At 62.1% G+C, this 23,571-nt stretch carries 17 protein-coding genes; 5 read left to right on the plus strand and 12 right to left on the minus strand.

What is annotated here, in order from left to right; translation table 11 throughout:
• Positions 1-70: 70 nt before the first annotated feature.
• Positions 71-997, plus strand: coding sequence for a LysR family transcriptional regulator (locus I71_RS23260; RefSeq protein ID WP_042698978.1), 927 nt, complete (start codon positions 71-73; stop codon positions 995-997).
• A gap of 105 nt (positions 998-1,102) precedes the next feature.
• Here I71_RS23260 and I71_RS23265 read toward each other — a convergent pair whose 3' ends face one another.
• The 3 genes from I71_RS23265 to I71_RS23275 all read right to left on the minus strand — a co-directional run bounded on the left by I71_RS23265 (position 1,103) and on the right by I71_RS23275 (position 3,598).
• Entirely contained in the window at positions 1,103-1,909 is an 807-nt protein-coding gene (locus I71_RS23265; protein ID WP_042698981.1) for an SDR family oxidoreductase, read from the minus strand.
• A 73-nt stretch (positions 1,910-1,982) separates the two neighbouring features.
• Entirely contained in the window at positions 1,983-2,543 is a 561-nt protein-coding gene (locus tag I71_RS23270) for a carboxymuconolactone decarboxylase family protein (protein WP_042698984.1), read from the minus strand.
• Between the two features lie 92 nt (positions 2,544-2,635).
• A complete protein-coding gene (locus tag I71_RS23275) occupies positions 2,636-3,598 on the minus strand; it encodes a LysR family transcriptional regulator (RefSeq protein ID WP_244434001.1) in 963 nt (320 codons plus the stop codon).
• A 110-nt stretch (positions 3,599-3,708) separates the two neighbouring features.
• On the opposite strand from I71_RS23275, the gene I71_RS23280 reads away from it, so the two are divergent.
• From I71_RS23280 to I71_RS23290, 3 genes are read left to right on the plus strand one after another with little or no spacing between them, the layout of a single operon-like run.
• Entirely contained in the window at positions 3,709-4,332 is a 624-nt protein-coding gene (locus tag I71_RS23280) for a glutathione S-transferase family protein (RefSeq protein ID WP_042698987.1), read from the plus strand.
• 42 nt (positions 4,333-4,374) lie between these two features.
• Positions 4,375-5,145, plus strand: coding sequence for an enoyl-CoA hydratase/isomerase family protein (locus I71_RS23285; RefSeq protein WP_042698989.1), 771 nt, complete (start codon positions 4,375-4,377; stop codon positions 5,143-5,145).
• Between the two features lie 41 nt (positions 5,146-5,186).
• On the plus strand, positions 5,187-5,864 hold the full coding sequence (locus I71_RS23290; RefSeq protein WP_042698992.1) for a peroxiredoxin-like family protein: 678 nt from the start codon (positions 5,187-5,189) through the stop codon (positions 5,862-5,864).
• Between the two features lie 248 nt (positions 5,865-6,112).
• On the opposite strand, the gene I71_RS23295 is transcribed toward I71_RS23290, so the two are convergent.
• Positions 6,113-7,339, minus strand: a complete 1,227-nt coding sequence (locus I71_RS23295) for an MFS transporter (protein ID WP_049976280.1) — start codon at positions 7,337-7,339, stop codon at positions 6,113-6,115.
• 137 nt (positions 7,340-7,476) lie between these two features.
• Between I71_RS23295 and I71_RS23300 the strand changes: the two genes are divergently transcribed.
• Entirely contained in the window at positions 7,477-8,397 is a 921-nt protein-coding gene (locus I71_RS23300) for a LysR family transcriptional regulator (protein ID WP_042698995.1), read from the plus strand.
• 69 nt (positions 8,398-8,466) lie between these two features.
• On the opposite strand, the gene I71_RS23305 is transcribed toward I71_RS23300, so the two are convergent.
• The 8 genes from I71_RS23305 to I71_RS23335 all read right to left on the minus strand — a co-directional run bounded on the left by I71_RS23305 (position 8,467) and on the right by I71_RS23335 (position 23,336).
• Positions 8,467-9,174, minus strand: a complete 708-nt coding sequence (locus I71_RS23305; protein ID WP_083897346.1) for an IS4 family transposase — start codon at positions 9,172-9,174, stop codon at positions 8,467-8,469.
• Between the two features lie 29 nt (positions 9,175-9,203).
• Entirely contained in the window at positions 9,204-10,028 is an 825-nt protein-coding gene (locus tag I71_RS36320; RefSeq protein WP_148294339.1) for an FkbM family methyltransferase, read from the minus strand.
• On the minus strand, positions 10,021-12,891 hold the full coding sequence (locus tag I71_RS36325; RefSeq protein WP_083897348.1) for a glycosyltransferase: 2,871 nt from the start codon (positions 12,889-12,891) through the stop codon (positions 10,021-10,023). Before I71_RS36325 ends, I71_RS36320 begins: the two co-directional genes overlap by 8 nt.
• 102 nt (positions 12,892-12,993) lie before the next feature.
• Positions 12,994-14,466 (minus strand): mannose-1-phosphate guanylyltransferase/mannose-6-phosphate isomerase, encoded by a 1,473-nt coding sequence (locus tag I71_RS23315; RefSeq protein ID WP_042699001.1) that lies wholly within the window; start codon positions 14,464-14,466, stop codon positions 12,994-12,996.
• A 118-nt stretch (positions 14,467-14,584) separates the two neighbouring features.
• Positions 14,585-15,670 carry an NAD(P)-dependent oxidoreductase gene (locus I71_RS23320; RefSeq protein ID WP_307189024.1) on the minus strand — a complete coding sequence of 362 codons (1,086 nt, stop codon included), beginning with the start codon at positions 15,668-15,670 and terminating at the stop codon, positions 14,585-14,587.
• Between the two features lie 207 nt (positions 15,671-15,877).
• Positions 15,878-17,878, minus strand: a complete 2,001-nt coding sequence (locus tag I71_RS35180; protein WP_049976282.1) for a glycosyltransferase family 4 protein — start codon at positions 17,876-17,878, stop codon at positions 15,878-15,880.
• Entirely contained in the window at positions 17,875-20,556 is a 2,682-nt protein-coding gene (locus I71_RS23330) for a glycosyltransferase (RefSeq protein ID WP_042699007.1), read from the minus strand. Before I71_RS23330 ends, I71_RS35180 begins: the two co-directional genes overlap by 4 nt.
• 455 nt (positions 20,557-21,011) lie before the next feature.
• Entirely contained in the window at positions 21,012-23,336 is a 2,325-nt protein-coding gene (locus I71_RS23335; RefSeq protein ID WP_042699010.1) for a glycosyltransferase family 4 protein, read from the minus strand.
• Between the last annotated feature and the right edge of the window lie 235 nt (positions 23,337-23,571).

The raw sequence follows: 23,571 nt of genomic DNA on the forward strand, positions 1-23,571 counted from the left end.
CACGCACAATATCTTTGCACAGAATGCAAGAATACGCTTCGGGCAGATGGGACGGGACGCGGAGGACGGGATGGATCGGCTGGATGATCTGACGGTGCTGGTCGAGGTGGTGGACAGCGGCAGCCTCTCGGCGGCGGCGGAGCGGCTCGGGCTGTCCGCGTCGGCGATCAGCCGGCGCATCGCCCAGATGGAGAACCGTCTGGGCACCCGGTTGCTGGCGCGCACGACGCGGAGGATCGCGCTGACCGATGCCGGTGCCACTTTCTGCCTGCGGGCGCGCGCCATACTGGCAGCCCTGGACGAGGCGGAACAGTCGCTGACCGAGATGGGTGAAGAGCCGCGCGGCACGCTGCGCGTCACCATGCCGGTGATGTTCGGCCAGATGCTGGTGGCGCCGCTGCTGCCCTCCTATCTGCGCCGCTACCCCGGCGTAACGCTGGAAGCGAGCCTGAGCGACCGCATGCAGCGGCTGGTCGACGAGGGGTTCGATCTGGCGATCCGGGCCGGGCGGCTGGTCGATTCCACCTTGATCGCCCGCCGCCTGCGGCCGTTGCGCCGGCATGTGGTGGCCAGCCCCGACTATCTGGAGCGGCGTGGCGTGCCGCGGTCGCCGGCCGATCTCGCCCGCCACGACTGCCTGACGCTGCTGTCGGGCTCCGGCCGGGCGGAGTGGGAGTTCCTGACCGGCGACCGGCGCGAGATCCTGCGTCCGGCCGGCAGCTTCCAGACCGACAGCCTGTGGCTGCTGCGCCATGCGGCGGTGGGCGGGCTGGGGCTGGCGCGGTTGGCCGACTTCATCGTCGGGGAGGACATCCGCGCCGGCCGCCTCGTCCCGGTCCTGTCCGAACTGGAGGTGACGGACGAGGCCATCCATGCCGTCTATCCGGCAACCCGCCATGTCTCCTCGAAGGTGCGCAGCTTTATCGAGCACCTCCTCGCCGGGTTGGGCAGAGCGGAACCGGCCGACCCGGTCGGCACCTCCGGAGCCTATGGTTGAACCGGGCCGGCTTTTCCGGGGGAGCCGCGTCATGGGATCGGGGGCGTCGGTCAGGCTGCGCGCCCGTCCGCAGGCGTAGCGCTCAAGCCCGCCGCCGATCCCTGCTCACAAGGCGGCATGCTCCCTGACCGCCACCTCAAGGCGGGCCTTGAGATCGAGGAACCGCGCATCGATGGCCAGCGGGTCGTCCCGGTTGAGCGCGATCATCGCCGCCCGCGCTTCGCCGCCGCGGATCACCTCCAGCGCTTCCGCTTCGATCCCCGCCAGGATGGCCGCGGCAACGGCTTCCGCGCTCTCGCGGGTGAAGCCCAACTCCGGACCGGCGTTGTTCGACGCCATCATCGGGGTGTCGGTGGCGCCGGGATAGACGGTCAGCACATGGACGCCCTCACCCTTCAGCTCGCGGCGCAAGGCTTCGCCGAACCGTGCCAGACCGGCCTTGGCACCGGCATAGGTGGCGTAGAATGGTGCGCCGACCAGCCCCAGGCCCGACGAAACATTCACCACCAGCCCTTCGCCGCTGGCGCGCAGCGCCGGGAGGGCGGCGCGCGTCAACAGGATGGGCGCGGTCAGGTCGACGGCGACCATCGCGAGGATGTCCTCCTCCGTGATCTGCTCCAGCCGCCCGGCGCGAACACCGCCGGCATTGTTGACCAGGATGTCGAGCCCGCCCAATGCGCCGAGCGCCCGCTCGAGCGTCTGCCGACGCCCCTCGGTGGTGGCGACATCGGCCACGATGCCGGTCACCGACGCTCCAGCCTTCCGCAAGGCCTCGACCGCCGCGGCCAGCCGGTCGGGCTGCCGGCCGGTGATGGCAAGGGCCACTCCCTTCTCGCCCAGCGCCTGGGCGGCGGCAAAGCCGATGCCGCTGGAGCCGCCGGTGATCAGCGTGCGTTTTCCAGAGAGACTCATCTCAACTCCACATGGATCGATTCAGTGACGAGGCCTGTCGGGTGCGTGGCGAGAATGGCGCCCTGCCCTCATGTCAGGCGCCGGCGGGCTTGCTCCACTCGTTGCCCGTCATGAAGGCGTCGAGCGGCGTGTGGGTGATGTGGTTGGTGTAGTTGCTCATCACCTTGGTGGCGACGCCGAGCACCACCTCCAGGACGTTGCGGCGGGTGAAGCCGGCCGCCAGGAAGGCATCGACATCCGCGTCGGCGACCCAGCCGCGGTTGCGCACCACCAGCGTGGCGAAGCGGTGCAGCGCCTCCAGCCGGGCGTCGGGCACTTCGCTGCCGGCGCGCAGGGCGGCGATCACGTCCTCGCCCATCTTCTGCATCCGGGCGAGCGTGGTGTGGCCGGCCATGCAGTAGTGGCACTCGTTCTCGAAATTGGCGGTCAGATAGACGACCTGCTGCTCATGGGCGGTAAGCGTGGTCTTGGCGAACAGATCCCACAGCGCCGTGTAGCCGGCCAGCAGTTCCGGCGATTCCGCCATATAGGACTGCAGGTTGGGCACGAAGCCGAAAGCGGCCTTCACGCCCTCGAAAATCGGCTTTGCGGCATCCGGGGCGGTGTCGAGGGTGTGGCTGATGAACTGGGTCATGGAGGCGAGTCCTTGTTCCATCGGTTGCGTTCGATGGATCGGACCATGCCCCAGTCCCAAATTGCCGCGTAGGCGGGCTGCCCGACTAACGTTTATGCCTTCTGGGAATGATCCCGCTGGGAAGGGCGCCCACCCAACCCCACCACCTCCTCCGCCGCTGCTGCTGCCGCCGCACCGTCGCCGTTCACGATGGTGGCGACGAATTCCGCGAAGGCGCGCGCCTTGGTGCTGGCCAGCCGGCCGGTGGGAAACACCGCCCACAAATCGATCGGCGGCAGCGTCCAGTCCTCCAGCACGCGCCGCACCGCCCCGTCGGCAAGCTCGGGACCGAACATCCAGTCGGACGCGACCGCCAGCCCCAGATCGGCCAGCACCGCCGCCCGGATCCCTTCCGCCGCGCTGACCCGCAGCCGGCCGCGCACCACCACCGACGCTTCGGTCCCGCCCTGCCGGAACGCCCAGCTGTTGCTGAGCTGGCTGTAGACCACCGCGTCGTGGTCGGCGAGGTCGGCCGGGGTCCGCGGCACGCCCGCGCGAGCCAGATAGGCGGGGGTCGCCACGACCGAGCGGCCACCGCTGGCGATCCGCCGCGCCACCGCAGTCGAATCCGACAGCGTGCCCATGCGCAGGGCGACGTCGATCCCTTCGGACACCAGATCGATCACCCGGTCGTCCAGGATCACCTCCATGTCCAGCTCCGGATGGCGGCTCAGGAACTCGGGCAGGCGCGGCACGATCAGCAGCCGGGCGAAGGTGGTCGCGGCGGAGATGCGCAGCCGGCCCGACAGGCCGGCCCCGGCGCCCCGCGCCTCCAGCTCCGCTTCATCGGCCTCCCGGATGGCGAGCCGGGCGCGCTCATAGAAGCGCAGTCCCGCTTCGGTGGGCGTCAGGCCATGCGTCGACCGCAGCAGCAGGCGCACCTGCAGCCGTTCCTCCAACTGTGCGATCGTCTTGGAGATGGCCGGCTGACCCACCCCGAGCTGCCGCGCCGCGCCCGAGAAGGAGCCGGTCTCCACCACCCGCACGAAGCTGGCCATCGCCTGCAATCGGTCCATCATTATTCCTGACAGGAATTTCCGTTATCGCTCCAGTCGGACTGCCACCCGAAGTCTGGAATGGCGATACCTCTCCCATCGGCGACGACGCTGCAAGGGAGAAGCGAACCATGATCGAACTTTATGCATTTGCGACGCCGAACAGCGTCAAGGTTCCGATCGCCTTGGAGGAGATGGGCCTCTCCTATGTCCTGAAGCCCGTCAACATCCGCCAGGGCGAACAGAAAGCCCCGGACTTCCTCGCGCTGAACCCGAACGCCAAGGTTCCGGTGCTGGTGGACGGGGCGCTGGTGCTGACGGAAAGCGCCGCCATCCTCGTCCATCTCGCCGAGAAGACCGGCAGGCTGCTGCCGCCCGACGGTGCGGACCGCGCGCGGGTGTTCGAGCAACTGTTCTTCCACGCCTCCGCGCTCAGCCCGGCCTTCGGCAACGCGGGGTTCTTCAAGCGCCTCGCCGCCGAGCCGCAGCCGCTCGCCCAAGCGCGCTTCACCGCCGAGGCCAACCGCGTGCTCGACCGGCTCGACGCGCTGCTCGGCGAGCGCCGCTTCGTCGCCGGCGGCGACCTCACCATCGCCGACATCGCCCATTTCGGCTGGCTGTGGCGCCGCGAGTTCCCCGGCATGACGCTCGACGGCCGCCCCAACCTCGTCCGCTGGCTCGACGCCGTCGCCGCCCGGCCCGCCGTTCGACGCGCAATCGCCCGCATCGAGGCTCTGGTTCCCCAGGCCGCCTGACACCGCCGATCCGAACCAAATCCAATGCAAGGAGTGACCCCGATGGCCCGTTTCGAGAGTTACCGGACCGCCTTCGCCAATGCGCGCCTGACCCGTTCGGACAGCGGCGTTCTGGAAGTGACGCTGCACACAGACGGCGGCAAGCTCGTCTTCAACGGCCATACCCACGAGCAGTTCGTCGACCTGTTCCATCGGATCGGGTCGGACTCCGAGAACCGGGTGGTGATCCTCACCGGGTCGGGCGATGCCTTCATGGACGCCATCAGCCCCGAGGGGTTCGATTTCTTCAGCCCGCGCGGTTACGACAAGATCTTCCGCGAAGGCAAGAAAGTGCTGATGAACATCCTCGACATCGAGGTACCGGTGATCGCCGCCCTTAACGGACCGGTTCTGCTGCATTCCGAATATGCGCTGCTCGCGGACATCGTGCTGGCCACGCCGGAAACGGTCTTTCAGGACAAGCCGCACTTCGACTTCGGCATCGTTCCCGGCGACGGCGTCAACCTGCTCTGGCCGGAGGTGATCGGCAGCATCCGCGGCCGCCATTTCATCCTGACCCGCCAGGTTCTCGACGCCCAAACCGCCAAGGACTGGGGCGCCGTCAACGAGATCGTGCCGGCCGGCCAGCTGCTCGCCCGGGCGCATGAGATCGCCGAAGGACTGGCCGCCCTGCCGCCGCTCACCAGCCGCTACACGCGCATCGCGCTGACGCAGAAGCTGCGCCGGATCGTCGACGAAGGCGCCGGCTACGGCCTGGCGCTGGAAGGCATCAGCGCGGCCGAGGTCGCCCGCTCCGCCGCAGCGAACGGCTGATCCGCATTTTCCCTTCACTCCATACGACGAAGGATTTCGCCATGTCGCTCCAGGACAAGCTCGACGCCTTCAAGGCCGATTTCCAGGCGGGCAAGCCGCCCTACAGCGTCCCCCGCCCGGTGATCGAGACGATGCACCGCGCCACCGCCGAACTGATCGCCTCGGGCGCCGCCGGCCGTGCGCTCAAGGCCGGGGACAAGGCCCCCACCTTCACGCTCAACGACCCCGACGGCAAGGCCGTGTCGTCCACCGCCCTGCTGGCGGAGGGGCCGCTGGTGGTCAGCTTCTATCGCGGCGTCTGGTGCCCTTACTGCAACATGGAACTGCAGGCCTTGCAGACGGCGCTTGCGACCTTCCAGTCTCTCGGTGCAAGCTTGGTGGCCATCTCGCCGCAAACGGCCCCGAACAGCCGCAAGTCGATGCGTCAGAATGCGCTCGGCTTCCCGATCCTGTCGGACCCGCACAACGACGTCGCCGCCGCTTTCGGCCTGCGCTTCGAGCTGCCCGATTATCTGATCGAGCTGTACAAGGGGCTGAAGAACGACCTGCCGGCGTTCAACGGCGATGCGAGCTGGACCCTGCCGATGCCGGCCCGCTTCGTCATCGGGCAGGACGGAACGATCCTCTACGCCGAGGTCAACCCGGACTACACCCGCCGCCCCGAACCCGAGGACATGCTGCCGGCCCTGCGCGGCGCCGGACGGACGGCGGTCGCCTGATCCCTGTCGATCCACCCGCCTGTGCGACAACGCCTCCGCTCCCGAACCGGGGCGGGGGGCTGGAGATCGACGATGCACCGCAGTTTCCTGATCACCGGCGCGAGCGAGGGCATCGGCCTGGCGCTTGCGCAGCGGCTCTCCGCCGGCAAGAAGGCTGTCATGGGCCCAAGGCCGGTCGAGGAGCCTGGTGATGAACATGCGTGCCAACGATCCTCCCCTTGTGTTGGGAATTCTTCGGCAATGCCCTCTCAGTTCGGTGCATGTTTCAGTGCGATCAGCAATGCGGGAATGCCGATGACCGCCGAGACCGGCATGACCGACCACGGTCCGGCATGATCGACGATCACCCCTCCGACGAAGGCGCCGGCCGCAATGGCGCCGTTATAGGCGGACACGTAAAGCGAGGACGGCGCCTCGGGGCCGTTCAGATGGGCCGCCGCCTTGAATACCCAGGTCTGCATAAGAACCGGCAGGGCGGTATAGGCGGCACCCCAGACCAGGAGAAGGGCAATGACAAGCCCGCGGTTCGTGCCGGCAAAGCCCAGTGCGGCGATGCTGGCGGTCAGGACGATCATCGTGACCAAGAGCGTCGGCCGGTATCCGCGCGCCATGATCGGCGCGATGCCGAAATTGCCCACCAGGCCCGCGGCGCCATAGGCCAGCAGCAGGCCGCCGATCCATGACGTCTCGAAGCCCGTGACCTGCTCAAGGAACGGCGCGATATAGGTGAAGGCAAGGAAATTCGTCATCATGATGAGTGCGGTCACATAGACCGCCGCGCGTAGGGGCGGTTCCCGCCATGCCTGTGCGACCGTGCTGTGCTTGCCGTCATGGCTCGCGGCGAGATTGGGCAGGGTCAACCACATCGTGATGAAGACGGCGAGGGAAAGGATCGCGAGCGCGACGAAGACGATGCGCCAGCCGGCGTAATTGCCAAGGAAGGTTCCTGCGGGAATGCCGAGCACGGAGGCGAGCGCCAAGCCGCCATAGACCGCTGACGTGGCCCGAACGGCGTGCTTCCCGGGAACGATCCGCACCGCCATGCTGGCCGCCGTCGACCAGAAAATTCCGATGGCGGCGGCAACGGTCAGCCGGCTTGCCAGCAGCACGGCATAGGTCTGCGCGAAACAGGTCAGCACATTGCCGAACGTGCAGGCCAGGAGAAGGCTGAGCATCAGCCACTTGCGGTTCCAGCGGCGTGTCGCCGCCGTGAGCGGAGTTGCCGCAATCGCCACGAGCAAGGCAAACCCCGTGACCAGGAACCCGGCCTGACCGAGCGACACGCCGACGCCATCCGCCATCTGAGGCAGGATGCCGATGGGCATCAGTTCAGTGCTGACGAAGGCGAATGTTCCGAGCGACAGGGCAACGACCGCGAGTTCTTCGGCCAGTGGCGAGCGCCGTTTGGTTTCTTCGATGAAGGCAGCCGCCGGGGCGGAGCCTCCATGATGCTGATGAATGACGTTTTCAGTCATGCCAAATCTCCAGCTTTGGGGTTCGACGACGATGCCGGAGATCGATTGATGCGCATAACATCGATTTGTCGTTTAAATCATGACTGCAAATCATATATTGCCCGATGAGGCAAAGCGGGACGTCCGGAGTGTCGGGGATGAATTTCGATGGTCGTATCCTGTCCGGCGTCGGCGTGCTGGCCGCTGTCGTCGAAAGAGGAACGTTCGCGGCTGCAAGCGAGATGCTCGGTCTCACCCCGTCCGGGGTCAGTCGCTCGATTTCGCGGCTGGAGACCCGGCTGGGTATCCGGCTTTTCGACAGGACGACCCGATCGCTGCACCTGACCGATGAAGGCGCGCGCTTCTATGAAGCCGTGGTTATGCATCTGGAAGGCATCGAAGAAGCTGCTGGCGCTGCATCGGGGGCTGCCAGTTCGGTGCGCGGCCGTTTGCGGGTCAATGTCGATCCGTTCTTTTCCGGGCTGGTGCTGGCACCGCATCTGCCCGGTTTCACAGAGCGTTATCCCGAGCTTCAGATCGAAATTCACACCCGCGACGATGTCGGCGATCTGGTCTCGGAAGGCATGGACATCGCCGTCCGCTTCGGGCCGCAGCCTCCGTCGTCGCTGATTTCACGGCTCCTGCTGGAGACGCGCATCCTGACGGTGGCGGCGCCTTCTTATCTCGCGGCCCACGGCAAGCCGAAAAGGCCGGAGGATCTCTGTGATCACGCCTGCATCCAGTTCCGCAATCCCCTGACGGGACGGCCATTCGAGTGGGAATTCCGGCGCGGCGAACAGATCCTGCCTGTCCCGACGACAGGGCCGCTCCTGCTGACCGATGTCAACACAATGCTGCAGGCCTGTCTTGCAGGAGCCGGCGTGGCACAGGTCATGTCCCTGGGCAGCCGGCACTGGATCGCAAGCGGTGCGCTGATCGATCTCTTTCCAGACTGGCCCGACGAGACCTTTCCGCTTCACGCTATCCAACCGTCCCGCCGCCACCCGGCGGCCAAAGTTCGTGCCTTCCTGGATTTCTGCGCTGAGCTCGCGAGGAGTGGAGCGCCTGACGGGCGTTAGCCCCAATACCGTGTCGTTAAGCCTGCCCGCCCGTTGAAGGTCGCAGATCATGGTCTGCGGAGGGCGGTGTCATGGCGCGGACAGTGTCGGCGTTGCCTCGAGGGCTTGCCTAGCCCGGATCATCAGGTGGCGCAATGCGAAGTGGACAAGCAGCAGCCCATAGACCTCCTGCTCAACCAGATCGGCTCGGCGCGAGCGCAGCATCAACCGGCGGCCGGGCAGCGTCACCTTGATCTCGGCGAAGAGGACTTCCGCCTCCCAGCGCTCTTGGTACAGCGCGGCCAACCCGCCGGCGGGTGCGGTGGTGGGATCAAGCAATGCGGCGATCAGCCGATACACGGGCTCAGCCGCCGGCACACCGTCGAGCCGGTAGTCGATGACCCGAACCAGCACGCCTCCTTCCCGGCGGCGGCGATGCGCGGGCGAGACATACAGGTGGCTCAAGCAGGAGCCGTCCGGCAGCACCGTCTCGCACGCGAACACCTGATTGGCTCGCAGACGCCACAGCAGATCGGCGTTGGTGGCACAGGCCGCCCGCCACAGCCCGAAACCGACGAAGCCGCGGTCGGCCAGGCACAGCATGCCTGGCTGGAGCCGATCGAGCAGACGCCCGGCCAGCGTCGTCTCCGCCACGGTGTAGGCGTCGAACGCGGCGGCAAAGATCGCGTGGGTGCCGGTCTCCGCCAGGGCCAGCAGGCCGCAGCTGGGGAAGGCGCTTTGGCCGCGTGACGCCGCCGGTCGACCGAAGCGCGTGTCGATCTCGGCCGTGTCCGGCAGCGGGCAGGCTTAACGACACGGTATTGCGGCTAGACGCCCTTAGTGCTCTCTGTGTCGCATGGAAAGGGAGATTCCAGTTTCTGACAGAATTCCTTCAGCTTTTCATTCGGAACCATGAAGAAATCCCAGTACGCAACATGGTCGCAGATAGATTCCCACTCATCTATATTCGGAATATGAATAGAAAATATATCAGTTATGCTGTATCCAATTGATTTTGATATATTAAATATATCAGATTTTTTATAACCATATCTACTATAACCATTCCATCCATATTCTATACTTAATATTGGTCTAAATTTTTTTATAGAATCGATCCCTCCTTTGATACAATCAATCTCCCCTCCTTCTATATCTATCTTTATATAAGAAACTCCCTCAAGATTTGTTGTATAATTATCAAGACATCTGACATCGACTTGCACTTGCTCAGGGTCGGCTCGCTCTGGATAAATATACTCTTTCCTTTTCAGCCCGCTCTCCTCAGGCGTGCCACGCGCAACAGTAAATTCTGAAACACCGTTGTAGTTTGACAAAGCAACATTGTGACATTCAAACCAGGAGTAAGGCTTCAGCTTTTCGCTCGTGATCCTCCAAAAATAGTCAAGAGGCTCGAAAGCGATTACGCGGCCGGATTCCCCAACAATATCCACGAAATGCTGCGAATGCCTGCCGCTGTGCGCGCCGACATCTATTATTATGTCGCCTCTTTTTAAGAATCTACGATAGCTTTTTTCAAGAATGTACTCATAATCTATGTGCATCCCATATATATCTTTGAGACGGTTGATGAATAGTCCTTGCTGGTACAAGTACTCAGCCCTCTTTTTGTCTTCTGCGTTATTATTCACAGTATATCATCTCCAGCTCTGGGTTGATGTAGCTGACAGCCGTGGCAATGTTACTCGTAGTATGGATGACAGTATCACATGATGCCAAAAGGAATGTATCTATGATTACTTCCTCTGCCATGCGGATCGACCAACTCTTGGAATCGGCGGCTGTCAAGTGCTGAATCTGGTGCCCTTCAGCCATTTGCTCTGTCAGGGATAGCTTGTTAAAACGCTCATCATCTTTAAGAGTTGTGCGCTTTACGTCGTTACGGAAGCAAACTCGATCCCCAAAGATTTCCTTGAAGCGATGAGTGATGGACTCCTGGTCTGTCGCAAGGAAGACAACATAGTTTTCATGCCCAAGTTTAGATATTTTCATCAATATATGATGAATATAAAGATCCACAGTCGGCATACGAGCTCCTGGCTGCTCAATGCCGTGAGATGGATGTCGGACATGAGCGCCGATACAATATTTACCATTCATTTTTGTTCTTCTGAAAAATTCAATTTCTGTCCTAAGATTTTCCCTAAGAGAAACGTGTTTCCTGAGAAAGTTATTGTACCATTTCCGCCACTTCTTGAAATCATCTTTCTTATAAAGCTTATATGCATGCACATACGTCAGAAGAGGCTCATTTTTCTCATTGTAATCATCATAGTATATAACGTCATTTTCCAGAAAATCCCGATCATTGTAGGCTTCTTCAGGCAGATCTATCTCATGGAGGGGATTGAATAGCTTCAGCCACAAATTCCCATCCTCAGGTCGTCCATAGCAGAAGCTTTGAAACTTGGAGGACTTTCTGTATTCCTGAATTCGATCAATTCGCCAGTCAGGGATCAGGTACTCCACTTCATCTCGGCCGATATTCCAAACCAGATGAGATATGAAAGTATTGAAAACTGAAAGAAAGCCACCATCATGCCCAGGCACAACAATTCTTTGACGATCCTGTACACTGGAACGCCTCATCTTCTTCAGATCGGAAAATTTCCTGTACAAGCTCAAAGAATTTGTTTCCAGGTAATTTTTCTCAATGGAGTTCCTTTTCCCAAAAAAGACATCTTTGGGCTGAACTGCCGTCGAATAATTTTCCTTAAGATTCTCTATTGAGAATTGAGATGCCCACTTTTTACGCTCCGTAGACTTCAAATAATACTTTTGGAAATTGGTGTAGACATCAGAAAGAGCCTTCTGAACATCCAAAATATTGCAATCATATTGGAGTCCAATATTTTGTCCATCGATGGACTCGTACAGCGCTGGCTCAGGAATGTCTGATGGGATGCTGATCGCCATGCCGCTTTCGCATATGGCTTTATGCGCGCTGTTGTTTGAGAGTATGACCGGCATCCCAGCCGCCAGTGCCTGGCGTGGTGGAATCGAATATCCTTCGCCTTTTGAAATCTGCACAAAGCAGTCAAAAGACGCGAAAAGGCGCAGGAACTCGAAATCAGACAGGTTCCCACAGCTAAGTATGATGTTTTCCACTCCCAGAGTACTGATGTACTTGGAGAGCTCCTCATAGTGATTGTTGAAATTAACGTTGCTATGGATGATCAGCTGCACATCCTCCGCAGTTTTGAATTCACTGTGGAATGCGTCGATCAAGAGCTTTATGTTCTTGCGCTGTCCATATCCCGCGATACAGCCAAACAGAAACTGCCCGCTGCGGGCACGATTGGCGGTGCGGAAGCGACGAAGATGTTGGAACTCCCGTAGATCCAGCGCAAGCGGGAGTGTAAAGACCGGAACAGCCACACCGGAATTTTGAAGGACTTCAACGAGGTTTTCACTGGGGACAAGAGCGGCGTCAAAATTTTCGTTAAGAATATTGACCCACTTTACCGGGATATAGCTTGAATCAAAAACAACGTACGCATAACGAACGGTGCTCGGCGGGACACGCTTAAAGTTGGTGTCGCCTTTCCCATTCCAGAGGACGTCTGTAAACACGGATACATCAGATGGCCGTGGTTCCGCTCCGTCCTGCACGATATCAGCAAGCATGCTGTCATCTGTCTGATATACGTCGCTCTCATTTTTGCGAGTGTCAATTACCTGAAGTTCAATTCTATCTTTGAGACAGCGATAAAATGCAAAAGAATGCATTCCAATGCCGTTGCTCATCGTCAGTTTCCCGACAATGCTCACAGGAACTGGCTTTTCAACATAGTCTTTGATTTTGTTGATATCGCGAATACCAGAAATTGGGAATCTGATATTCATAACGTTTTCTTTTTCCGATGAAACATCAAACGGGAAAAAATCACCATCGAGCGAGTTAGAAGAAATTGAGAGATTAAATTCACCGAAATTGGAATCAATTTGCATGATTCCATTTGAGTGCTTCTTGTGTTCTGTATTTGTGAATGCGCTTCTTTTGCAGACCGAACCTCTTACATGCACAGTTTTCATCGGGTTGTCAAGATTGATGGCCCATCCGGACAGCTTTCCCTGATAATATCCACTCAAGGAAATTGCGAATGACTGCTCAGGAGATCGCAAAATAGAAAAACCGCTATTCCCACGCACTCGAATATTATCCGCCTTATGAGCAAGATAATTTAAGCATTCGGAGATATCTGCCCCCGAGAGCATATTTTCGAGAAACTTATTCCAACGGGGTGATTTGGTTATTGTCCCTCTGCTGCCATTCAAAAGTATTGCTACAACTTCGCAATGCTTGCGACGTTTCAGAAAAAACTCTTCTGAACTTGCCAGCAGGAGTATAAGATTTTCACTTGAAAGACCATTCGCCATTGCAACGGAGTAGTCTCTCAATCCAGTCGGGTCAACATGCCGTCCGAGAATGTTGGTGTATGCGTCAGATACTTCTTTCTCGAAGTTCGCTACTGAAGCAGTTTCTTTGCGCATTTTCCTGTCTTCCCAAGGACGACTTTTGACTAATGATTGATTGCAGAGCGGGACTGTGTGATGCTTTGTGTCAAGAATTACACAAACCCTAAACACAAAACTCTAGAGGGCTTCCTCTGTCGTTTGGTGATGGGTTAATGCTGTCCGTCCGTATGCATCATCCAATCGTATTATATCGTCTTCGCCGAGATATCCGCCAGTCTGAATTTCGATCAGATGCAGCGGCACTTTGCCGGGGTTTTCCAGCCTGTGAGGGGTCCCCATCGGGATATAGACGGATTGATCCTCGTAGAAGAAGAGACGCTCTTCTCCCCGGGTCACCAGGGCGGTTCCCTGTACGACGATCCAGTGTTCCGCCCGGTGATGGTGCAGTTGCAGCGACAATCGCTCGCCCGGATTGACGACGATCCGCTTGACCTGGAACCGCTTGCCCCGGTCGACGCCGCGATAGGAGCCCCACGGCCGGTGGACCGTGGTGTGACAAGCGTGTTCGGGCCGTTCTTCGACCTTGAGACGTTCGGCGATCTGCTTCACATCCTGCGCATGGGCGCGGTCGGTGACGAGAACGGCGTCGTCGGTCTCAATCACGACGATGTTATCCAGGCCAGCCACGGCAACCAAGCGGTGGTCTGACCGTACATAAGTGTCGCGTGTATTGTGCAGGATGACGTCGCCTTGGGTCACATTGCCCGACGCATCCCGATTGCCGATGTCCCACAGAGCGGACCATGCGCCGACGTCGTTCCAGCCCATGCTGACCGGGACGACCGCAGCCCGCCCGGTCTTTTCCATCACCGCGTAATCGATGGAATCCGACGGGGAGGCGTCAAAGGCTGCGGAAGCAAGCCGGCAGAACATCAGGTCGCGTTCCGCCTGGGACAGGGCGGCGCGACAGGCTGCGACCATGGCGGGGGTGTGGCGTTCCAGCTCCGCCAGATAGGCGGCGGCGGAAAACAGGAAGATGCCACTGTTCCAGAGATAGGATCCGTCCTCAAGATAGGAGGTTGCGGTCGGTTGGTCGGGCTTCTCGACGAAACGCTCGACGGCACAGACACCGTCATGCCCCTCCAGTGCTGCGCCGGCCTTGATATAGCCATATCCGGTTTCTGCGTGTTCCGGTGTGATGCCGAAGGTCACCAGTGCTCCATCCGCGGCGGCGCCGGCCGCCCGGCTCACTGCCTCAAGAAAGCGCTCCGGATAGACGATGACGTGATCGGACGGCATCACCAGCATCAGCGCATCCTTGTCCGTTTCCAGAAGCTTGAGGGCTGCGACGCAGGCGGCCGGGGCGGTGTTACGGCCGACCGGCTCCAGGATGATCTCGGCCGGCTGGCAGGCCCGCGCACGCAGCTGCTCCGCCACGATGAAACGGTGCTCCTCGTTGCAGATGACGAAGGGCCTTGCGAAGCGTTTGTCGACGATGCGAAGAACGGTTTCCTGCATCATCGTCAATTCGCTTGCCAAAGGCAGGAACTGCTTCGGATACAGCGACCGCGACAGCGGCCACAGCCGGCTTCCCGAACCGCCGGACAGGATGACGGGTGTGATCGTTCCCTCGACGCCTTTGGACTTCATGACGTTCCCCTGACTTTGCAGCCTGGCCGGCCCGAAGGCCGGCCGTTCCCCATCCAGGCTTTTTGGCTTTTGCCGTGTGCTTCGTGCTTCAAGCGAGTCCGCTTGAGCCGATCACATCCTAAAGTTCCGGCTTGAATCCCATTTCCAGGCGGCGGTGGGCCATGGCGACGACACGCGACATGCCATCACGCAGCGAGATTTCCGGTTTCCAGCCGAGCGTCCGTTCCATGTGTTCCGGATTGCAGTAGCGCTGAGCAACGCCGACCGGGCGGTTGTCCGTCCCCTGCACATCGGCGTCGTACCCCTCGATGTCGATCATCAGCCGCGCCAGATCGCGGAAGGAGGTGAGAACGCCCGATCCGATATTGACCGCCGACCCGTCAGTGATCTTGCGGGCCGTACGGATGCAGGCCTGGCAGCAGTCGTCGATGTGGACGAAGTCGCGTCCCTGCAGGCCGCTGCCCCAGACGCGCACCGGTTTCTGGCGCGCTGCGACGCGCAGGGCGATCGCCGGAACCGGATAGGAGGGATCCTGGTCTTCGCCATAGCCGGAGAAGGGGCGGACGACGCCGACATTCAGCCCGTACTGCTTGGCTGCGATGCGGCCCAGATACTCGCCGGTCAGCTTGCTCCATCCGTAGGTGAAGTCCGGCTTCCCCAGCGTATCGCCGAAGTCGATCATCGCCTCCTCCAGTGCCATCGCCTCGCCATCGCGCTGCAGCGAGATCGGGTAGGAGGCGCTGGAGGAAGCATACAGGATGCGCTCCGGGCGATTGACCTTGGCAGCCCAGAGGAAGAAGGCGGCGTCGATCGACAGGTCGATGCCGACGGCAAGCGGATCGCCGTCGATGATCATGCGCCCGCCGACCACCGAGGCCAGATGGTAAATCTCGTCGAACTTGGGCAGCATGGGGAAGTGCAGAGCCGGCCCCCGCTTGAGTTCGGCATAGGCGAGAACGGCGAAGTCGCTGTTGAGGAAATGAATGGTCTGGCCGTCGGCGGTGCGGAAATGCTCCACGCCGTCGTCGGTTCCGGCGGCAACGAGGGCCGGCGTCTCCCACTTGCTCGGGTGGCGGCCGATGCTCAGGTCATCGACGATCCAGATCTCATTGTTGTTTTCCGCCAACAGAGCTGCCGTAAGGTGCCTGCCGACAAAGCCACAGCCTCCCGTAATAAGGATTTGCTGCTTCTCCATACTACTCATCTCCTTCACTTATCCCTTTTCAGGGAAATATTCTGCCGTAAGAAGTTCTGGCACATGCACCCTGCCGATTCGGAATGGCTCTATCCGGAATGCTCCCAGGCGCTCGCCAGCCTTCCGTCCACCTGCTTTCTTCGATTGCCTGATCGGTTCTGCGCCCCGATTGGGGAAACGCTGTCCAGATGCCTATCCAGATGCATGGGCGCGCCCTCAGACCGCCGCATGGCCGAGCAGGGCGGCATAGCCCTGTCCGACGGCGATCGGCGCATAGGTCGCTCGCGTCAGTGCGCGTCCCTGGTCCGCAAGCCGGCATCGCAGACACGGGTCTTCGACCAGCCGGCGCATCCACCAGGCGGCGTGGTCGACATCGGGATCGGCCCAGGACAAGCCGTCGGCGAAGGGATATTCCCCGGGCGCTACGGCCCGCATCCCGTGGTCTACCAGCGCGGCGGTACCGGGCGTGGTGAAATCCATGTTTCCCGAAAAACCGGTGACGATCGCCGGCTTGCCCAGCATCATCGCCTCGGCGATGCCGCGTCCGAACCCTTCCGCCCGGTGCAGGGACAGGAAAGCGTCGCAGGACCGGTACAGGTCGAGCACGGCCGCCTTGTCGAACGTGCGGTCGACAATGAAGATCCGCGGGTCGGCGGCCGCCGCGTCCAGGATTTCCCGCCATACGGGGTGTTCGGCAACGGCCCGCATCGCCTTTATCACCAGCCCGACCGGTTCACGACCAAGCGGGAAAGCCTGCTGGAAAGCGCGCACGCAGGCCTGCGGATTCTTCCGGGAGAAGCTGGACAGCGCGTCGAAGGCGAACACGAACAGGAAGCGGTCGTCCGGGAGCCCGAAATCGGGCCGTTGCAGATTGGCGGTGTCATCGGTGGAGACTGCCGGCGGCAGGTGACGCACCGGCTTGGGGCTGCTCTTCCGATAGGCATCGAAGCTGTAGCGGCTCGATGCCCAGATCTCGTCGACGAAGTCATAGGCATGGCGCCAAGCCGACGGCCATTCCGGCAGTTCCCACGGCCAATAGCCGATCGTATGGCGTCCCTCGAACAGGCTTTTTCCGTCTGTCGCCGCCAGCCTTGCGGTCTCTATCCCGGTGGTGCAGAGCAAATTGACCGCATAGGGCAGCCGGTCGCCGATCAGGGACTGGACGCTGTGATCGTCCTGGGAAACCTCCCGCCCCGGCTCTATGTTATAAATGCTGAACGGCACCCCCGCGGCCTGGAGGGCGAAAGCAGCCTGGCGGACATCCTCGCCGATGCCTAGCTGCCCGCGGGCATAGCCGATGAGATTGACCCCCTTCGCCATCTCAACGGCCCCATGCCGGATCGCCGGCGCCGCCACATCCGACTGTACGGAGGCTGCGGCAAGCCGTTCCAGCAGCGGATGCGCCCGGCGTCCATCGCTTTCGGCCCACTGCGCAAAGACGGGATCGCCAGGGTCGGGAAAGCGCCTTTGCAATGCCGGGGCGTTCGACCAGATCATCGCCGAAGCTATGCTTACGGCGGGAGCCCTGTCGCTGACGGGGGATTTCAGGATCCGTATCTGCCCGTCGTCCAGCAGGGCATCGAGCCGCAGTTCGGCCAACCCTGTGGTGAAATACCAGATGATCAGGGCCGCACGTCCCCGCTTGCTGTCGAGAGGAAAAGCGGCCTGAAGCTCCGGTCTTTGTTCCCACAGGCGTTGCATCAGCCGGGTGACGGGCTGCAGCCCGCCGGCCGACAGGGTGTCGACCGGTTCGTTCAGGTAACGCTTCTGTTCGTCGGTGACGAAGCGCCCGAGTTCCAGTTCGGCCATGCCATGGGTGAAGCACCACCAGACGAATTCCTGCTGCCCGGGCACCGTTCGAAGATCGAAGTTCGCCTGCAGGTCGGCGCGCATTGTCCAGATCTGCTTCAGAAAGCGGGTCAGCACCGGGCGCACCGCCGGAAAAGCCTCCGGAGCAGGCTCGGTCAACAGGGGCTGCTCGATCCCAACCTCGCGGAGCGCGCGATACTCCCGTGTGCCGTGAAGGAGCAGCCAGCAATCGAAGCTCGCCCGGTCCTCCTTGAACAGAAGGCGCAAATCCTCACGGGTCAGCCAGATGGTCTCCTTCACGGCGTCCAGCCAGCGGTCGTTTGCCGGGACATCCGTCGGGACTTGGTCCCCGGAGGCTGGGGGCTGGGCGGCATCCATGCCCGGCGACGGGGCATGCGGCCTGCTCACAGCGCGATCCTCGTGAAGGGCATGCCCTGGCGGTTGAAAGCAGGATTGTGGAAGGGATCCGCAAGCAGCCCTCCCCATCCGCTCCGCAGCCGGCGCAGATCGTCCTGGTGAAGGTCACGGGCGGCTTGGCCGAGCAGATAGCCACGTGTCTTCGATTCATGGTGATACAGGCTGACCCGGGGATCGTAGATCACCCGCCACCCGGCCTTGCGGACCGCCAGGCAATAGGTGATGTCGTTCCAGTTCATCGGCCATCCGGCATCGAAACCACCGACCGCTTCAAACACGGTCCTCGGGGTGATCAGGCAGGCGCCGGTCACGGCGGCGGCGGAGCGCAGAACAAGGTTGCGGCCCAGATAGCCCCCCTCGTCGCCGGGCATGCCGATCCCTTCGTGAATCGCTCCCTGCTCGTGGCTGGTGACGACACCGGCATGCTGGATGCTGCCGTCGCCGTAGAGCAGTCGTCCCCCCACCACCCCCGCCTCGGGCAATCCGAGCGTCGCCACTGCGCGGGCCAGCCATCCGAGGTCGGTGGCCATGGTGTCGTCGTTCAGGAAGGCCAGGACTTCACCTCTGGCCTGTTCCGCGGCGAGGTTGTTCATCACCGCCCAATTGAAGGTCCCGCGGTAGGGCATGACGTCGACGTTGCGCTGGGCCTTCATGGCGGCGATCAGGGAGACGCTTTCGGGATCCTCGTTCTGATGGTCGATCACCAGGATCTGCATCGGGCCTGGATAGGCCTGGCGCGTGCGCAGGAGCGAGTCCAGACAGTTGCGCAGCAGGACCGGCGAGTTCCTGGTCGGCACGATGACGCTGACGGAGGGATAGGTTGCTGGACGAAGCGTGATGTCGCAAGGCTCGGCCAGCGTCTGCCGGGCCTCCTCGTCCTGGCTGACCACCAGGGTCCGCCGGATCTCCGCCGTCAGCCCACGGCGTGCCGCCCAAGCCTCCAGCGCCGAGGGGTCGCCCGTCAGCAGGCGGGGCAGGCCATCGGGGCTGCGCAGATCGACCGGTTGCTCCAGACTATAGAGCATAGATGGGATGTGACGGATCGCGTCTGCGGCCACGCAATCGCTCAGGCGCAGCATCAGGTCATGCATCGCCGACGGCGGAACGCCGTCGGCGATGGCAAGGGCCTTCAGCAGGGCGTCCGGAGTCACCATGACGATCGGGCCGGCATAATCGCAGGCCATCAGCATCACCGGGTCGAAACCGGGCTTGAAGACCGGCGTGACCTGCACCGGCATCCCGTTGCGGGTGCCGAGCAGGACGTCATGGTCGCTGTAGGAGACAGATCCCGGATTGGCCGATGCCAGCTCCAGCCCCGCCAGGAAGGCGGTCAGCGCGTCCGGCCGCAGGGTACCAGGACGGCCGACCACAAGATGGGCCGCAGCGGCGCCCAAACCGGAGGGGCTGGCCAGCAGTCGCGGCAGGGCTGCCGCTGTGACGAAGGTCGCACGGCCGTCGCTCGCCAGCGGACGGATCAGTGTGCGGACATCGTCGCCGAGCCTGTCGTCGTCGCCCAGCACGCTCAGTGTCCAGCGACCATGGCCCTGGCTGTCCAGCGAAGCCAGCAGGCGGCGCAGCGCTGCCGCTTCGAGCGCCGTTTCCAGCAGGATCACGTTTATCGCCGGCTCTGATGCCACCCCCGCAGCAGGACCGGCGGCGGCCTGCCGCTCCTTCGGAGTCTGCAGGTCCTTCTGAATCTGCAGATCCTTCGGACGATGGCAGGGAAGAAGCCGCTGCGCCTTCAAGGCACCATAGGCGGACAGCGGCGGGCTGACAGAGCGAAGAAGCTGAGGAAACTGCTGTTCCAGGCTGGCGAGCATCTCCTTCATCGACTGGATCGCACCGAGCATGCGGCCGAGATCGTCGAGTGCGGCCGGCAGGTTGGTCTTGAGGTAGAGGTCCGCGCCGAAGGGCAGCTTGGAATGGGCGTCGCGGATGCGCAGCATCGCACCGCGGGCGGTCAGATCGGCATGGGCGGCGGGGATGTCGAAGGCAAAGCCATGATCGCCGCTGCCGCCGATGCGCTCGCCCAAACCGGGGACGAAGCGCTCGCAGCGCACCGCCCCGATGAAGCGTTCGCCCAGATGCAATTCCAGCACGACGCGCTCGGAAACATCGCTGGCATTGGCGCACCACCCCATGATGGTGCCGGCCCCGTTGTGCGAGGCTTCCCCGATCAGGCGGCGGGTGGGAGCGAGATCAAGCGCTGCCAGCTTGCCCTGCAGACCGGAGCCCGCCAGCCACTCGGCCACCGCGGTCGGCAGGCCGGCGCGGAAACCCTCGTCGCGCAGGATGGTCAGCAGCCAGAAGCGCCAGGAGCAGCTGGTGGCAAGATGCTCACGCGCGGTGCCCGACAGGGGCAGGCGCTCCAGCGCCCAGTGTCTCAAGCCCTCGTCCGGCGCCGGCGCCAGGGTGATGTGTGGCAGCGCGGCAGTGCCGGTGAGGCTGGCGACGATGCCGGTGAGAAACTCGCCGCGCATCAGGTAGTGGCTGAGGAATTCGCCAAGCGTGCAGTTGATGGCAACCGTGATTTCCTCGACGTTGGCCGGATGGCGGCCGAGGAAAAGACGATAGCCGTTGAACGCATCTTCAAGACTGGAGGGGACTGCGGCATCCCGCCCATGTGTCGGCGCCGCTGTGTTTCCCCCCAGGTTCAGACCGCCATCCATCCCCGTCTTCCCCACCATATCCCCTTCGGCTTGGCCCCATCTCTGCGGATTTATCACCCTGGATTGCGACGCTCCGCATGCATTGACTATCTAAAAGGGTGAGATGCCGCTTTGCCTACCCTGTTGCGATGCCTCCACTCTGGGCGAAAGCAATAGCCGAAATGTCAGAGCAATCCCCGATTGATCCATACCCAAAGCACGCAAACAAAATCAACTTTATTGTGTTCCTAAGAAACGATGTCACATCAAAGGGCACTCTCAGTATTGATTGATCAATCTTAGGTGAAAATCGGCACCACCTTAATACTGGCGAATGATGGAGGGCGTGCTGTGGAGTGTGGGAGACGTGGAGGAATATCGGCAAAGTCCAGGAAATTTTTAGGCCAAGTCGAGGGATATGATTGAAGCAAAGCAATACCTGTGGGGCAAGCGTGCCACATGCGGTCTTTGATCGGTCACACCTCTGCCATGGCTGAGATACCGCCTGCCAGCACGGCGTGAAGGCGTGCGGCATAGAGCTCCTGCAGCGCCGGACGGGAGAAGCGCTTGCGGACCAGGGCGGAGCCAGCCTCTGCCCGCCGTGCGGCCTCCTCCCGGTCTTCCCAGACCTGCCGCATCGCTTCGGCTGCCAGGCCGACATCGGGCTCGAACCAGCGGGCACCGGGGGTGACGCCGAGATACTCGTCGCTGTCCAGATAACGCTCCCGGCCGCCGACCAGAAAGCCGGTCTCGTCGCTCATATAGTCGAGGTTGGCCGAATAGCGCGACGCGATCACCGGCTTGCCCATCATCATCGCCTCCACCATGGTGTAGCCGAAGCCCTCGGCCCGGTGGAGCGAAACATAGGCGTCGCAAGAGCGCATCTCGGCCAGCGAGTCGGCGTAGGACAGCTCGCGGTCGCGCACGACGATGCGGGGATCGCGGCCGACCAGACGGTCGAGGTCCAGCTTGTGGGCCAGGTCGGCGACGCTCCGGCTGGTCTGGCGGTAGCGGATGCGCAGCACAAGCCGAACCCCCTTTTCGGTGGGGAAGGCTTTCTGGAAGGCGCGGGCCACCGCCAACGGGTTCTTGCGCGTGTACCAGCTGCGGGCGTCGAAGCAGAAATAGAAGGTGAAGGGCTCGGTCTTCGGCCGATCGACGGCCCGGGCTTTCAACACGCGCTCGTCGACACAGTTGGGCACGATGTGGATGGGACCGGTGAAATGCTGGGCCAATGCGTCGGCGCAGAAGGCCGACATCGTCCACACCTCGTCCATCATCTCCAGCGCCAGATGGGCCGAGCGGGGCAACGCGCTGGTTTCCCACAGGAAAAAGCCGATGTTGTACGCACCGGCAAAGCGCGCCAGCCCATGATTGATCATGTCGCCCGGGGCGCCGAGCAGGCCGAAATGGATCAGGTTGACCGGGTAGAGCTCCTCGCCGGCATGACGGCCGGGCACGGCCATGACCGGCATCGTCACGCCGAAGCCGGCATCCTGCAGGATATCGCGGGAGAACAGGGCATTGCGGCTGATCCCGGTGCCGCCGTCGAAGTAGCCGAACAGGTTGACGCCCTTCGCCTGCGGCGCGCGCGGCAGGTGGCGGGCCACCGGTGCGGATTGCCGCTGGCGCAGCGACGCCAGGCTGAGCGTTTGCGAGCCCGGCACGCCCAGGCGGCTGCAGAAATAGCCGAGCCCGGTCATGACCTCTCCGTCATGCTGGATCGGCGCATCGAGGAGCGCGCTCACCTCCGGCGGCAGGAACAGATCGTCGAGGTTCCAGCGGATCAGCCACAGCGAGATCGCCAGCAGCAGGGGGAACAGTCCCCGCTCGTCGCGCGGGTCGAACGCGGCGGCCAGTTCGGGGTCGCGGCCGTGCATCCCGGCATAGAAGCGCGAGATCAGGCCGTGGCGGTCGATCCGGGACGGCGCATTCAGATCCTCCACATGGCGGGAGGACAGGGCCTCCTTGGGCAGGCGCGCCTTGCCGAACATCCAATGGACAAGGTTGCACAGCGCATCGCCCCCGCTCCCGCCGGCGCCCCCGCCATCGACAGTGTCGCCCGTCTGGTAGGCCGACAGCAGGCGCGAGCGGAAGAAGCCGGCGGCGTCCTCTTCGCCCGAGGCCAGATAAGCCTTCACATCGGCCGGCAGAGGGCACCAGGCATGGTCGGCCAGCGTGAAGCGCTCAGCGTGCTGCACCAGGAAGCGGGTCAGGTCGGCGGCACTGCGCAGATGGAAATTATGCTGCTCCTGCAAGCGGTAAAGCTGGTGCGCAAGGAAGGCGCCGACCGTCAGTTCGCTTCCCTCGAACCCGTCTGCTGGCCGGAGCAGCCGCGCGCTCTCGATCCGGTCGCGCCCGCGCTTGGTCTGGTTCGTCGTCTCGCAGAGCGCGCTGACGCACAGGGCCTGGCGCTCCGGCGTCATCCCGGACAGGGCCGTGTCGATCACCGCCCGGTGAAGGCCGGTGACGACGGGCGCGCCCGGGATCGACATCCGGGTGCCGTGGATCTTGAGGTCGACACAGCAGCCGTCGATCGACAGCAGGCCGGCGGGCAGGGGGATGTTGAAGGCGAGGAAGCCGTTGCGTCCCGGCAGTCCGCTCAGCGCCTTGTGGTGCTCGTTGCAGGCATAGGTGCCAAGGAAACGCCCATCGACATGGAGGTCGACCAGGCATTCCTCCATCGGGTTGCTCTGGTTGTGCAGCCAGCCATAGATCTTGTTGGTCGTCACGAACTCCAACCGCCCCTGATAGGTGGCGGTCTTGCCAGGGTCGGCCTTGACCGGGCTGATCGCGTTCATCGGGCACCCTCCGGCACGACAGTCGCGGCGGCGGCATGACGACCCAGGGCTGATGAGGGCGCATGGGGAGGCAACCCCCAAGAAAGGGGAAGGATCGAAGCACCCGAAGAAAGCTTAGATCTCGAAGAAACGACCGCCATTTTCTCAGCCATACCAACAAACAGACATCTCTGAAGGGGTATGCTAACAAAATAACATCAAGCGGGTTAGGTCTTTTGTGGTATATTACAACCTT

It is taken from the genome of Azospirillum sp. B506, from assembly GCF_000333595.1.
Taxonomy (GTDB): Bacteria; Pseudomonadota; Alphaproteobacteria; order Azospirillales; family Azospirillaceae; genus Azospirillum.